Genomic DNA, 13,683 nt, shown 5'->3' with positions numbered 1-13,683 from the left:
CTGACGTCGGGCATCGTTGGGAGGGCGAGGCACAGGAAAGTGTGTCGCTGTCGTCTTACAGTCTGTTCAAGAATTCCCTTCGGTGAGGCGAAAATGGTGATTTCGAGAACCGGAGCGGAGCGTACGTTTGGACCGGAAGCGCAGAAATTGCCATTTGCAGCCCGCCGGAGGGACAGACTGTTACGTTTTCTTGCGCGCCACCGCCGGCGGTGGGGGTGCTGTCACCAGCCTGAATTCCTTCAGCTCAGCCTCGGACAAATAGTAGAGCCGGTCCGGCGGTGTTTCCAAGGCATGGAACCAGAGGCCGGGGGCGATGCCCATGGCATCGAGATGGCGGGCGAGGCGGGCGGTGGTCGCCTGCGCGCCGGCCATGGCTTCCTCGGCCGTCGGGCGCGTGGTGCCGCCATTGAACACCTGGTGGACGCCGATGACGGCGTCCTTCTCTGCTTCCCGCAGAATGCCGCCCGCCATGACGAGCGGGCAGGAGGAGGCGCAGAGCGCACCGGTGCGGACGCGGGTCGTGAGCTTCTTCTCGCGGATGAGGGCGGATATGGCCAAAGCATCGTTTACCGCGCCCCCCGGCGAATCCAGCGACACGACCTTCACATATTCGCCGCGCGCCTCGATTTCTGTCCTGAAACGATCCGCCGAGCCCGGATCGATGGTACCGCGCGCCTCCAGGATGCCGCCTGCGGCAAGCTCGAAGCGGATCGGCTGGCGCAGCGCCGTCGCATCGGTTTTGGGCGCTACGGGGGCATCCTGCGGCTTGCCATCGGTGACGGCCGGCGGCAGCAGCGGCTGATCGGTCATTGGGTCGCGGGCGGGACCATATTCGTCACCCGATCCCGCCGCTTCGTTTGCAAATTCGCGGATATCGACGACGAGGAAAATGGCGGCCGTTACGAGGAGTGCGTAGAAGGCAGAACGCATCAGCACGCCGTCATCGGCGCGGGCAAGGGCGCGCCAGGCGCCGGATAAGGCGTCTCCCGACCTCATGCCGGCAGGCCCGATGCGGGTGGCCCCTTGCGGGCAAGCGCGCTGCGGTCAAGGCTGGTGATCTTGTCGCTGGCGCGGGCGTCGGGCGCCGCCTCTTCCGGTGCTTGTCGATCCGGATCGTCTGCCAGATCTACCGCCTGCGTCTCCCGGTGGCTGTTGCGCCGGTCGGCGCGGGCAACAGCTTCCTCGACATCGATGCCGTGCGCGGCGAGCGCCTTCTGCACCTCCAGCGCCTCCAGAAGCTCGGCTGCCGTGATGCGGTGCGAGAAGGGCAGTTTTTCCTCCTGCCGACGGATTGCGCCATGAACGGTTGCCAGAATGAAGACGAGAACGGCCGGCAGGAGATCTATGGAGATGGCGCCGGCCCAGGCGGGAATGAAATCGGAGGCGTAGCGCAGCACGGCCTCCGCTGACGACAGCGGCACGAAGCGGCGCTCGGCCACCGGCGGGCGGGCGAGGATTTCGTCGGCGGCCTGCGAGAGCACCTTCGATTGCGCGGTGACGGAAGCCCGGATGGTTTCCATGACCTGATCCTGGCGATTGGCGAGATCCGGCGCCTGCCCATCGGCAACGGGCGCGATGAAGCCAAGCGACAGGTCGTCGGCGGCGCGGCGGATGGAGGGGGCAATCGAGGTCTGGTTGAGCGAGGTGATGACGCCGGTCAGCGCCACGACCTCTGCGGAAAACTGATCGGCGCGCGGGGCGACGGCGCCGGGGGCGGAAACGAGCGTGCGCATGGTCTCCAGCCGCTTCTGGCCTTGTTCGAAAAGGTTTGCCACCTGCTCGCGCGAGGCGACAATGCCGGTTCCAAGCTCCTTCAGCTGGGCCGACATCTGGGAGAGCAGCTGCACGACGCTGCCGGCGCCGGTGGTGCCGGTGAGCGCCCCGGACTGGCGCTCGGCATCTGCAAGCTGCGCAAAGCGTTCGGAGGCGCGCTGGATATCGGGAAGCAGGCTCTGGGCGGCAAGCGCATTCTGGTGGGCGCGGTCGAGATCGCCGGTATAGCCTTCGACGGTTTCGGCCAGATGCTGTTCAAGCGCGGCCGAACCGGCAAGCGCTGCCGCGTTCAGCCAGCTCGACATGGCAATGATCATGGCACAACCGAGCGCCATGACGCCGAGCATGGCGCCGCGGGCGGCCGGACCCGTCACATGCGGGAAAAACCGCGCCATGTAGGACCAGAAGGCATAGATGGCGACGGAAACGGAGCCGGAATAGATGATGGCGGCAAAGAAGACGGCGGTTGCGGATCCATCCAGGATGCTGCGCACGCCGAGATAGGTGTAGACGCCGGAGGCAAGCGCCAGAACGGCCAGCGCAAAGCGTGTCATGGTTTCGACGGCGGCAACCCCGTCATGCAGCCGGTGCGAAGCGCCAAGCGCCATGGATCGTCGTTCTCCGAGGAATGTTTTCTTAACAAACCATGAAGAAACGGGCAAAATGAAGGCCTGCTCGCGTTTTGCGCGCAGGCCCCCTCAGCTCAGCTGAATGGCGATATAGACGAGGCTTGCCGCAATCACCCAGAGGGCGGCACGGCCGCCGCGGCTGTGTTTGGCTTCCGATTTGCCGATGGCTTCCGCCGTGGCATCGTCGAAGCGCACGCCGTGCTCGGTCATGTGCAAAAGCTGCTGGTGGAATTTTTCGGTCTTGGCAGCGATTTCCGGGGCCGCTTCGGCAAGTTTCACGGCGGCCTTCAGCCCGTCGCGCAGGTCGGTGACGATCCGCTTCGGGCCCAGATTGTCGCGGATCCAGCTGCCGACGACGGGTTCTGCCGCCTTCCACATGTTGAAGCGCGGATCGAGCATGCGCGACACGCCTTCGACCACGACCATGGTCTTCTGCAGCATGATGAGTTCCGGCCGCGTCTGCATCTCGAAGAGGTCGGTCACCTCAAACAGCAGGGCGAGCAGGCGCGCCATGGAAATGGTTTCGGCCGGCTGGCCATGGATGGGCTCGCCGATGGCGCGGATCGCCTGGGCAAAACTTGCCACGTCATGATGCGAGGGCACATAGCCCGCCTCGAAATGCACTTCCGCCACGCGCTGGTAATCGCGCGTGATGAAGCCATAGAGGATTTCGGCAAGGAACCGGCGTTCCTTCTTGCCGAGCCGCCCGACGATGCCCATGTCGACGGCAACGATCATGCCGTCCGGATCGACGAAGAGATTGCCCGGATGCATGTCGGCATGGAAGAAGCCGTCGCGCAGCGTGTGGCGCAGGAACGACTGGATCAGCGTTTCGGCAAGCTTTTCGAGATCGTGGCCGGCGACGCGCAGGCCCTCGATATCCGACATCTTGACGCCGTCGATCCACTCCATGGTGATGACGTCGCGCCCGGTGCGTTCCCAATCCACCTGCGGCACGCGAAAGCCGGGATCGTCCTTGGTGTTTTCGCCGATTTCTGAAAGGGCGGCTGCCTCAAGGCGCAGATCCATCTCGAGCTTGGTGGTCTGCTCCAGCGTGCGCGTCACCTCGACCGGGCGCAGGCGCCGCGAGGAGGGCATCAGCCGCTCCTGCATGCGCGCAATCAGGTACATGCTCTCGATATCATGGGCAAAGCGCTGGCGAACGCCGGGGCGCACCACCTTTACCGCCACAGTGCGCTCGCCGTCGGGATAGCGCACGCTGGCCTGATGGACCTGCGCGATGGAGGCGGCTGCCAGCGGCTCGTCGAAGCGGACGTAAAGATCGTCCATCGTGCGACCGAGCGAAGTCTCGATGGCCGTCTTTGCCTTGTCCGTCGGGAAAAAAGCCATGCGGTCCTGCAGCATGGAGAGGTCGAGCGCCCAGTCGACGCCGACGACATCCGGCCGGGTTGCCAGAAACTGGCCGATCTTCACATAGGACGGTCCGAGTCGATCCACGGCGTTCGTCAGGCGGACGCTGCGGCTTTCCTGGATCGAGGTCGGGCGGGTGAAGAGCTGGGCGGCGCGCTTTGCAAGGCCGACGACGGCCGGCAGGCCCTCCGTCGGCAGCGCCGCCACCACGCCCTCGCGCACCAGAACCCAGCCGACGCGGGCCAGGCGAAAATAGGCGCCAAGCGTGCTCATGCCATGCCCTCGGCTCTCTCAGCGGTCTTTGCCATGCCGCTCAAAGCTTCCAGCCGGAGTGCAGGGCCGCGATACCGCCGGTGTAATTGGTATAGGTGACGCGCGAGAAGCCGGCAGCGCGGATCATCTTGGCAAAATCCTCCTGGTTGGGGAATTTGCGGATGGATTCGACCAGATACTGGTAGGGCTCGGCGTCGCCGGTGATCATCTTGCCGAAGCGCGGAATGGCCTTGAACGACCATTCGTCATAGACCCGGTCGAGCAGCGGCATGTCCACCTCGGAAAATTCCAGCACCAGCAGGCGCCCGCCGCGCTTCAGCACACGAAAGGCTTCCGATAGCGCGACATCGATGCGCGGCACGTTGCGGATGCCAAACGCGATCGTATAGGCATCGAACGTGCCGGCCTCGAAGGGCAGTTCCTCGGCATTGGCTTCCACGAAGGTGAGGTTGTCGGAGAGCTTGCGCTTGGCGGCCCGTTCGGCGCCGACGGCGAGCATCGATCCGTTGATGTCGAGCACGGTGGCCTGCGCCTGGCGGCCCGAGGCTTCCACGATGCGAAAGGCGATGTCGCCGGTGCCGCCGGCCACGTCGAGCACGGAATAGGACGAATCCTTGCGCGGGTTGAGCGCGGCGATCATCGCATCCTTCCACACCCGGTGCAGGCCGGCCGACATCACGTCGTTCATGATGTCGTAGCGCTTGGCCACCTTGTGGAACACGTCGTTGACGAGTGCCTGCTTTTCGCCCTCGGCCACATCGCGAAATCCATAGGACGTTTCCATGCCGCCATTCGCAGAGGTTCGGCTTTCGGCCATGGGGATACTCCATCCTGTCAGTTTTCGCCGACCATAGCGAAGTCGGCGGGGCGATACTATGTCTTGGCGTGCTTGCGGCACTCTGCCGCTGGTCTATAGAGCACAGCGTACACTGTTGGAAACAGGAAGTTAGGGAGCCCATGCCGGAATTGCCAGAGGTGGAAACGGTCAGGCGCGGCCTTGCCCCCAGCATGGAAGGCGCCGTCATCCTGGAACTGGAGACGCGCCGCGCCGATCTGCGCTTTCCGTTTCCGGAGGCCTTTGCCGAGCGGGTGGCCGGAAGGCGCATCTTGGGGCTTGGGCGGCGGGCGAAATACCTGCTGATCGACCTTGATGACGGCATGACGATCATTGCGCATCTGGGCATGTCCGGCTCCTTCCGCATCGAGGAACAGCGGGCCGAGACGATGCCGGGCGAGTTTCACCATGCTCGCTCCAAGGATGGGAAACACGACCACGTGCTATTTCATCTGGAGCGCGAGGGCGTGACGATCCGCGTCATCTACAATGATCCGCGCCGGTTCGGCTTCATGCATCTGTGGGTGCGCGCCGATCTCGATCTTTATCCGGCCTTTGCAGGGCTTGGGCCGGAGCCCACCGGCAACACGCTCGATGCGGTGCATCTGGCATCCCGCTTTGCCGGCCGTGCCGCCCCGCTGAAATCGGTCCTGCTCGACCAGACGGTGATCGCGGGCCTTGGCAATATCTATGTCTGCGAGGCGCTGTGGCGGGCCGGGCTTTCGCCGGAGCGCAAGGCCGGAACACTCGTCACGAAAGCCGGCAAGCCGACGGCACCGCTGATTTTGCTCACGGAATCCATTCGTGCGGTCATTGCCGATGCGATTGCGGCCGGCGGCTCGTCGCTGCGCGATCATATCCAGACGGATGGCTCGCTCGGCTATTTCCAGCACAGCTTCTCGGTCTATGATCAGGAGGGCAAGGCCTGCCGGCGGGCCGGCTGCCATGGCGCGATCGGGCGCATCGTCCAGTCCGGCCGCTCGTCCTTCTTCTGTGCCGTGTGCCAGAAATGAATCGGCGATCAGCAGCTTACGGCGAAAGGTTCATGTCGGGGCCGCAAATTGCGCGTTGACTGCCCTTCGTATTCCGGTTATATCGCCGCCCACAGTTGGGAAAGCCATTGACGGCTTCCTCCATTGCTCCCGAATTGCTGGAAGACAGGTCGCAGGACCCGGCGCGGCGACGGCGGAGTTTTTGTTCGAATTCGAAGAGAGGCAGAGATGGCCAATACAACTTCGGCGAAAAAGGCGACCCGCAAGATCGCACGCCGCACTGCAGTCAACAAGGCACGCCGCTCGCGCGTTCGTGGCTTCATCCGCAAGGTCGAAGAAGCAATCGCCACCGGCGACATCGCGCTCGCTGCCGAGGCCCTGAAGGTCGCGCAGCCGGAAATCCAGCGCGCCGCCACCAAGGGCGTCATGCATCGCAACACGGCATCGCGCAAGGTGTCGCGTCTTGCCCAGCGCGTGAAGTCTCTGACGGCTTAATTTCGTCAAAAATGACTGTCATAATTGAAGCCCGGTCCCTGACCGGGCTTTTTGTGATTCTTACCCGTAAGAACTTGTTGTCTGTGGCCAATTGTCCCCGATGACACTGCCATGACAGAAAATATCATTTATTTTCAATGGCTTGCGCGAGGATGTTGGTTGGCGCCAAAGTTTGTGACGAGCCCGTTCACGCCGCCTGCGAGTCAAGCGAAATTTATTTTGGACCGTTCACACGCCCCTCTCGACTGTGGCATTTTTGAATCTCTTTGATTCGATTGAGATTCTTTCCGGAAGGCCCATTCCGAGTCAAATCGGGCCTCCAGAGTCAACGCCGCGCCATTAATTTTGCGTAAAATTCATCGTTGATCTCCCCCCGTGATCCTGCCTTAATACGATCCAGCAAGAGGCGCGGAGAACTCTCCAGAAAGCATAGGATGCCAGCCGGACCACCGGTCGTCCATCTTTCGGCTCTTGCGACGGGTCAAGGAAACTTCCCGTTCTTTCACGTAACTTGAGGTTGTGTGCCGGTAATCAGACCAGATTCCGGGCCAGTCTCTTTGTGCCGTCTCATGGCGTGGGGCGGTGGCAGACGAAGGAGCATGGTCGGTTTGCCCTTGCGAGGGTGGCAAACCGGATTGGGCGCACGGGGAGCGCCAGACCGGCAATCCGCTCTTGCGGCGTGTCGGCCTGCGCATGGCGCGGGGAATCGAACAAAGGCGGCTGCAGCGGGTTCTGACGAGGAGAACCGGCTTCAACGGCGATAACAGAAAAAAATGACCTGACGTTCGGCATGCGCCGAGCGGCGGATGAAACATGAGAAGGCGGCAAAGAATGCAGATGAATACGGTATCAGCCCGGACGCTGGACAGCGGGAACCAGACGTCCGAGCCTCTCGATTCAGTTTGCGCCAAGGCGGCGGGGGAAAAATCCGAAATGAAGCCAGATGCGCTCTTCGAGCGGTTCAGCGCACGTCTGAAGGCGCAGGTTGGCCCGGAAGTTTACGCAAGCTGGTTTGGTCGCCTGAAGCTCCATTCGGTCTCCAAGAGCGTCGTGCGCCTGACGGTGCCGACGACCTTCCTGAAGTCCTGGATCAACAACCGTTACCTCGATCTCATCACCACCATCTTCCAGGCGGAAGACAGTGAAATCCTCAAGGTGGAAATCCTGGTGCGCACGGCAAGCCGCGCCACCCGTCCGGCAAGCGAAGAGCAGCGCATGGTGCCAGCCAGCGAGGCCGCCCCGGCGCCTGCACCGCGCCGCGCAAGCGTCAGCGCCCCGCGCGAGATCGGCCAGATTGCAGCATTTCCGGCGCAGCAGCAGCCCTCGCCGACCCGCCCGGCAACTGCCGCTGCCCCCCTGTTCGGCTCGCCGCTCGACGGCCGCTACACGTTCGACACCTATGTCGAAGGACCGGCAAACCGTGTGGCGCTGGCGGCTGCCAAGACCATTGCCGAAGCCGGCGCGAGCGCCGTGCGCTTCAACCCGCTGTTCATCCATTCGGGCGTCGGCCTTGGCAAGACGCATCTTCTGCAGGCCATTGCCAATGCGGCCGTATCCTCCTCGCGCAATCCGCGCGTGGTCTATCTGACGGCGGAATATTTCATGTGGCGCTTTGCCACCGCCATCCGTGACAATGACGCCCTGACGCTCAAGGAAACCCTGCGCAATATCGACCTTCTGATCATCGACGACATGCAGTTCCTGCAGGGCAAGATGATCCAGAACGAGTTCTGCCATCTGCTCAACATGCTGCTCGACAGCGCAAAGCAGGTGGTCGTGGCCGCCGACCGGGCGCCCTGGGAGCTGGAATCGCTCGATCCGCGGGTGCGCTCGCGCCTGCAGGGCGGCGTTGCCATCGAGATGGAAATTCCCGATTACGAGATGCGCTTCGAAATGCTGAAGCGCCGTCTGGAAATCGCCCGCAGCGACGATCCGGCGCTCGATATTCCCGACGCAATCCTCTCCCATGTCGCGCGCAATGTCGCCAATAGCGGGCGTGATCTGGAAGGCGCCTTCAACCAGCTGATCTTCCGCCGGTCGTTCGAGCCGGAACTGTCGCTGGAACGGGTGGACGAGTTGCTTGCCCATCTGGTCGGCGCCGGTGAAGCCAAGCGCGTGCGCATCGAGGACATCCAGCGCATTGTGGCGCGCCATTACAACGTGTCGCGCCAGGAACTGGTGTCCAACCGGCGCACCCGCGTCATCGTCAAGCCGCGCCAGATCGCCATGTATCTGTCGAAGACCCTGACGCCGCGCTCCTTCCCGGAAATCGGCCGCCGTTTTGGCGGGCGCGATCACACCACGGTGCTGCATGCCGTGCGCAAGATCGAGGACCTGATCTCCGGCGATAGCAAGCTCTCCCACGAGGTGGAGCTTCTGAAGCGGCTGATCAACGAAAACAACGCCTGATTCGGACGGGGGTGGCCATGGTCGATCAACCGAAGGCCACTCTCGACTTTTATGCGCAAAATTCCGCGCGCTATGCCGCCGATACGGGCGATAGCCCGCCCTCGCGCCATCTCGATGCCTTCATGGCCGCCTTGCCCGCGGGCGCTTGCGTGCTGGAGCTTGGCTGCGGCAGCGGGCGCGACAGTGCCGTGCTGTTGTCGCACGGCTTTGCCGTGACGCCGACCGATGGGACGCCCGAAATGGCGGCCGAAGCCGAACGACGCCTCGGCGTCCCGGTTTCGGTTCTGCCCTTTGCCGAAATCGCCGCCGTCTCAGCCTATGAGGCGGTCTGGGCCAATGCCTGCCTTTTGCATGTGCCGCGCAAGGATCTGCCTGGCATTCTGCAAGCTATCGCGCATGCCCTTCGCCCGGATGGCCTGTTTTACGCAAGCTACAAGGCGGGCGAGGCGGAAGGCTTTGACGATCTCGGCCGCTATTACAATTATCCCGACCGTCAATGGCTGATGGCCGCCTATGGCAAAGCCTGGTCGTCTATCGCCATCGAGGAAGTTTCGGGCTCCGGCTATGATCGCAAGCCGACCCGCTGGCTGCATGTGACGGCGCGTTCCGGACGCTGATCCGCCATCGTTCTGGCTGACGCATCCGGCCTCAACGGCCGGCGCACTGGCAAAGCCAGTCGCGCAGGCGCCGCACCGCCGGCCGCTCAAGAGCCGTTGGCGGATAGACCAGGTAATAGGCGTATCGGCTGGTCAGACTTTGCGAAAACGGTGCGCACAGCCGCTGTTCGGCAAGATCCTGCGCAACGAAGGAGCGCCGCACCAGGGCAAATCCCAAGCCCGCACGGGCCGCATCCAGCGCACCGTTGCTATCGGGCGCGATCATGATGCCAGAGCGCCAGTCGACGGAAAGCGCATTGACGCCCGCAAGCCATAGCCGCCAGTGCTCGCGTTCGACATCATGGATCAGCAGCCGGCCGTCCAGCTGGTTCGGGTCCGGTTGCGGACCCAGCATTTTTGCGCGCGCGGGATTGGTCACGACGATCATGTCGTCGTCGAGCAGCTTTTCGCTGATAAGCCCGGCATAACCGCCCAGCCCATGCCTCACGGCGATATCGATGTCGTCCTTCATGAAATCGACCAGCCGCGCGGTCGTTCCGATGCGCAGATCGATCTCCGGATGCGCATCCTGAAGCCCGTCGAGCTTCGGCATCAGCCATTGGGTGGCAAAGCCAGTGGTGCAGCTCATGGTGACGATATGCGGCCCGCGACGGTGGCGCACGGCCTGCGTTGCCTCCCGCATCAGGCCAAAGGCGGTGCGCAGCGACAGGAAATACTCCGTTCCAGCGGCTGTGAGGGACAGCTGGCGCGGATGCCGCTCGAAAAGCTTTACGTCGAGCGTAGCCTCCAGCTCGCGCACCTGCAGGCTGATGGCGCCGGGGGTGACGTGCAACTCCTCACTTGCGCGTTTCATGCTGAGGTGGCGGGCGCTCGCCTCAAACGCGCGCAAGCCCGACAGCGACGGGAGGTCATCCTTCATGCTTTAGTTTTTCTCGTCCATAGGGTCAGAAAGGCTCGTTTGCGCAGGAATTTCGGGCACAATATAAAAGAAAAATTCAAGCCGGGGAATGGCGGGTCGCTTCTGGAATCGGGTGGCGCCTTCACCGTCACAGGGCTTATAATCAGGCCAGAAACAGGGGATCATGCCATGCAGAGACAGATGAACGCGACCGAATGGCTGATGCTCGTGGCGTTGTCGCTGCTGTGGGGCGGCTCTTTCCTGTTCAACGGCATTCTGGTGAAGGCCTGGCCGCCGCTCACCATCGTCACGGCGCGGGTGTTTCTGGCAGCCGTCGCCCTCTGGCTGGTCGTCAAACTGTCCGGCCTTGCCGTGCCGCGCGGGCGGGCGGTGTGGCTGTCCTTCTTCGGCATGGGGCTTTTGAACAATGTCATCCCGTTCACGCTGATCGTCTGGGGCCAGACGCAGATCGCCAGCGGACTTGCCGCCATTCTGAATGCCACGACGCCCCTTTTCGGCGTGCTGGTCGCCCATTGGCTGACGGCGGATGAAAAGCTGACGGCCAACCGCATCGCCGGCGTGGTGATCGGCATTGCCGGCGTCGTCGCCATGATCGGTCCTTCGGTGCTCGGCCATGTCGGCGGCGATCTTGCCGGTGAACTGGCGGTGCTGGCCGCTGCTATCTCCTATGCCTTTGCCGGCATCTTTGGCCGGCGTTTCAAGCGCATGGGGCTGGCACCCATCATGCCCGCGGCGGGGCAGGTTACGGCGTCGGCCATTCTTCTCCTACCCTTTGCGCTCCTGATCGAGCACCCCTGGACCCTGCCGCTTTCAGGCTTTGACACCTGGGCTGCGCTGTTCGGGCTTGCGCTTCTTTCCACCGCCGTTGCCTATCTGCTGTTCTTTCGCATTCTGGCAACCGCCGGCGCCACAAACCTGATGCTGGTGACGATCCTCATTCCGCCCAGCGCCATTCTCCTCAGCGCACTGGTGCTCGGCGAGCAGCTGGCGCTTCGCCATCTCGTCGGCCTCGTGCTGATCGGGATCGGTCTTGCGGCCATCGACGGCAGGCTCTGGCGCCGATTTGTCGGTGCGCGGCGCACCGCGTAGGGTTTTCCGTCGAAAATAATCAGCTGGCGAGATCTGCCACGACCGAATCGAGGATCAGCATGCCCGACGGCGTGCAGCGGATGCGGGAATTGCCGAGCCGTTCGAGAAACCCGTGTCCCAGTAAAAATTCTTCCCGCGCCGGATCCAGCTCGCGGCCCGACAGTGCGCTCCAGCGCGCAAGATCGATGCCCTCGCGCAGGCGAAGGCCCATGAGCAGAAGCTCGTCCGATTGCGCCTCCCGGTCGAGCATTTCCTCGTCCACCATGCCGTGACCGTTTGCCTCGACCAGATCGAGCCAGGCTTCCGGCTTGCGCTCGGTTGCCGTTGCAAGCTTGGAGCCGCCTGTCGTCAGGCGACCATGGGCGCCGGGGCCGATGCCGGCATAATCGCCGTAGCGCCAATAGGTGAGGTTGTGGCGGCTTTCGGCGCCGGGTTTTGCGTGGTTCGATACCTCATAGGCCGGCATGCCGAAGCCCTCGGTGATCTGTTGTGTCGCCTCGTAAAGCTCGGCCGACTGGTCGCCATCCGGTACTATGAGTTTGCCAGCCTTGTGCAGCCCGTAAAACGGCGTGCCTTCCTCGATGGTCAGCTGGTAGAGCGACAGGTGATCGACGGCATAGGAGACCGCCTCGTTCAGTTCGCGCTCCCACGCCTCCACCGTCTGGCCGGGGCGGGCATAGATGAGGTCGAAACTCATGCGCGGAAAGATGTCTCGCGCCAGACGAATGGCTTTCAGCGCGTCGGCCACATCATGCAGCCGGCCCAGAAATTTGAGGTCACGGTCGTTCAGCGCCTGGACGCCAAGCGAGACCCGGTTGACGCCGGCTGCCCGATAGCCGCGAAAACGATCCGCCTCGACGCTGGAGGGATTGGCTTCCATGGTGACTTCAATGCCGGCGGGCACATGCCAGCGCGCGGCGATGCCATCGAGAATGGCTTCCACCGTCTGGGGGTCCATCAGCGAGGGCGTGCCACCGCCCATGAAAATGCTGGTCACGGTTTTCGGTCCGCTCAAGGCCCGCATCGCGTCCATTTCTTTCAGGAAGGCTGCGGTAAAGCGCGGCTGGTCCACCGGCTGATGGCGCACATGGCTGTTGAAATCGCAGTAAGGACACTTGGCTGCGCAAAACGGCCAGTGGACGTAAAGACCAAAACCCGGTTCGCCAGTATCGGGCAGCAGGGGGGCGTCGGTCAGCACTTGTGTGTCAGCCTTCCAGGCAGGTTTCGACAAAGATCTTGAAGGCGCGCGCGCGGTGGGAGAGGGCGTGGTCGTCACCCGGCTTCCAGCCATGCTTTTCGTCGGCGCTCATTTCGCCAAATGTGGTGTCGAACCCTTCCGGTTGAAAGAGGGGATCATAGCCGAAACCCGCCGTGCCGCGTGGCGGCCAGGCAATTGTGCCCTCCACTTCGCCGCGGAACATTTCGGTGTGGCCGTCCGGCCAGGCAAGGCAGAGCACGCTGACGAAGCGGGCGGTGCGCTCAGCCGGTGTGACAGCGCCCTTTTCGGCAAGCGCGGTTTCCACCTTCTGCATGGCCATGGCGAAATCGCGCGTGCCATCCTCGGTTTCGGCCCAGTTGGCGGTGTAGACGCCGGGTGCGCCATCCAGCGCATCGACGACAAGGCCGCTGTCGTCCGACAGCGCCGGAAGACCGGAAGCCTTGGCCGAAGCAAGTGCCTTGATGGCGGCGTTTTCCTCAAAGGTCGTGCCCGTCTCGTCCGGCTCGACGAAATTCAGCTCGGCGGCCGATTTTGCCGAAAAGCCGAAGGGGCCGATCAGGTCGGCAATCTCACGGATTTTTCCCGCATTGTGGCTGGCAACGACGATGGTGCGGGTCTCGAGCTTGCGCATCGCAAATGTCCTATTCAATGTTCCAGAGCGCGGGGCTTGCGCATTCCAAGCTGTTGCCGGCCGGATCGCGGAAATAGATCGAGCGGGCACCCTGCGGCCAGGTCACCTCGGACTCGATGGCAATGCTAGAGGCAATAAGATGCTCGACAACCTGATCGAGCGCCCGTTCCTCGACGCGAAAACAGGTATGTCCCGCACCGGTCGTGCCATGGGCGGGAACCGGCAGTGCACCTTCCGGCGCAGGCTTGATCGTTTCGGCCGCATTGAACAGCAAAAGCACGCCTTTGCCGCACCGGTAAAACACATGCCGATTGTCGGCGCGTGTGATTTTTTCGAGCCCGAGCACGCCGCCGTAAAACGCCTCGGCCGCGTCGAGATCATCCACGTAAAGCGCCGTCTCCAGAATGCCGTCGATCATCGCGCCGTTCTCC

General features: G+C 63.1%; 13 protein-coding genes. 5 read left to right on the top strand and 8 right to left on the bottom strand.

From position 1 onward, the window contains the following. Positions 1–180: 180 nt before the first annotated feature. The 4 genes from ACEXP3_RS12780 to ubiE all read right to left on the bottom strand — a co-directional run bounded on the left by ACEXP3_RS12780 (position 181) and on the right by ubiE (position 4,863). Positions 181–996, bottom strand: coding sequence for a COG3904 family protein (locus ACEXP3_RS12780; RefSeq protein WP_377297598.1), 816 nt, complete (start codon positions 994–996; stop codon positions 181–183). Beyond that, complete coding sequence (locus ACEXP3_RS12775) at positions 993–2,381, bottom strand: hypothetical protein (RefSeq protein ID WP_377297597.1); 1,389 nt, start codon at positions 2,379–2,381, stop codon at positions 993–995. Before ACEXP3_RS12775 ends, ACEXP3_RS12780 begins: the two co-directional genes overlap by 4 nt. A 90-nt stretch (positions 2,382–2,471) precedes the next feature. Continuing rightward, positions 2,472–4,046 carry a 2-polyprenylphenol 6-hydroxylase gene (ubiB, locus tag ACEXP3_RS12770; protein WP_377297596.1) on the bottom strand — a complete coding sequence of 525 codons (1,575 nt, stop codon included), beginning with the start codon at positions 4,044–4,046 and terminating at the stop codon, positions 2,472–2,474. Positions 4,047–4,086: 40 nt separating this feature from the next. Further along, the gene (gene ubiE, locus ACEXP3_RS12765; RefSeq protein ID WP_377297595.1) at positions 4,087–4,863 is read right to left on the bottom strand and encodes a bifunctional demethylmenaquinone methyltransferase/2-methoxy-6-polyprenyl-1,4-benzoquinol methylase UbiE; all 777 of its coding nucleotides are present in this window, start codon (positions 4,861–4,863) and stop codon (positions 4,087–4,089) included. A 140-nt stretch (positions 4,864–5,003) separates the two neighbouring features. On the opposite strand from ubiE, the gene mutM reads away from it, so the two are divergent. The 4 genes from mutM (at position 5,004) to ACEXP3_RS12745 (ending at position 9,394) form a co-directional block, all read left to right on the top strand. Further along, the gene (mutM, locus tag ACEXP3_RS12760; protein ID WP_377297594.1) at positions 5,004–5,894 is read left to right on the top strand and encodes a bifunctional DNA-formamidopyrimidine glycosylase/DNA-(apurinic or apyrimidinic site) lyase; all 891 of its coding nucleotides are present in this window, start codon (positions 5,004–5,006) and stop codon (positions 5,892–5,894) included. A gap of 207 nt (positions 5,895–6,101) precedes the next feature. Next, positions 6,102–6,368 carry a 30S ribosomal protein S20 gene (rpsT, locus tag ACEXP3_RS12755; protein ID WP_210103761.1) on the top strand — a complete coding sequence of 89 codons (267 nt, stop codon included), beginning with the start codon at positions 6,102–6,104 and terminating at the stop codon, positions 6,366–6,368. 831 nt (positions 6,369–7,199) lie between these two features. Further along, positions 7,200–8,777 (top strand): chromosomal replication initiator protein DnaA, encoded by a 1,578-nt coding sequence (gene dnaA / locus ACEXP3_RS12750; RefSeq protein WP_377297593.1) that lies wholly within the window; start codon positions 7,200–7,202, stop codon positions 8,775–8,777. 17 nt (positions 8,778–8,794) lie between these two features. Continuing rightward, a complete protein-coding gene (locus tag ACEXP3_RS12745) occupies positions 8,795–9,394 on the top strand; it encodes a class I SAM-dependent methyltransferase (RefSeq protein ID WP_210103759.1) in 600 nt (199 codons plus the stop codon). A 31-nt stretch (positions 9,395–9,425) separates the two neighbouring features. Here ACEXP3_RS12745 and ACEXP3_RS12740 read toward each other — a convergent pair whose 3' ends face one another. Next, positions 9,426–10,313, bottom strand: coding sequence for a LysR substrate-binding domain-containing protein (locus tag ACEXP3_RS12740; RefSeq protein WP_377297592.1), 888 nt, complete (start codon positions 10,311–10,313; stop codon positions 9,426–9,428). A 168-nt stretch (positions 10,314–10,481) separates the two neighbouring features. Here ACEXP3_RS12740 and ACEXP3_RS12735 point away from each other — a divergent pair, with 168 nt between their 5' ends. Continuing rightward, positions 10,482–11,402: a DMT family transporter gene (locus ACEXP3_RS12735; RefSeq protein WP_377297590.1), complete on the top strand. Its 921-nt coding sequence runs from the start codon at positions 10,482–10,484 to the stop codon at positions 11,400–11,402. A 19-nt stretch (positions 11,403–11,421) separates the two neighbouring features. On the opposite strand, the gene hemW is transcribed toward ACEXP3_RS12735, so the two are convergent. Genes hemW through ACEXP3_RS12720 form a run of 3 tightly spaced genes read right to left on the bottom strand, consistent with a single transcriptional unit; the run spans position 11,422 to position 13,670 of the window. Continuing rightward, positions 11,422–12,600 carry a radical SAM family heme chaperone HemW gene (hemW, locus tag ACEXP3_RS12730; RefSeq protein WP_377297589.1) on the bottom strand — a complete coding sequence of 393 codons (1,179 nt, stop codon included), beginning with the start codon at positions 12,598–12,600 and terminating at the stop codon, positions 11,422–11,424. Positions 12,601–12,607: 7 nt separating this feature from the next. Next, a complete protein-coding gene (gene rdgB / locus ACEXP3_RS12725; RefSeq protein ID WP_377297588.1) occupies positions 12,608–13,252 on the bottom strand; it encodes an RdgB/HAM1 family non-canonical purine NTP pyrophosphatase in 645 nt (214 codons plus the stop codon). Between the two features lie 10 nt (positions 13,253–13,262). Beyond that, positions 13,263–13,670, bottom strand: a complete 408-nt coding sequence (locus ACEXP3_RS12720; protein WP_377297587.1) for a VOC family protein — start codon at positions 13,668–13,670, stop codon at positions 13,263–13,265. Positions 13,671–13,683 lie beyond the last annotated feature (13 nt).

It is taken from the genome of Neorhizobium fuzhouense (genome assembly GCF_042611105.1).
Taxonomy (GTDB): domain Bacteria; phylum Pseudomonadota; class Alphaproteobacteria; order Rhizobiales; family Rhizobiaceae; genus Neorhizobium; species Neorhizobium galegae_A.
The sequence above is the reverse complement of the archived record's forward strand: the minus strand, read 5'-3'. Positions and strand labels throughout refer to the sequence as shown.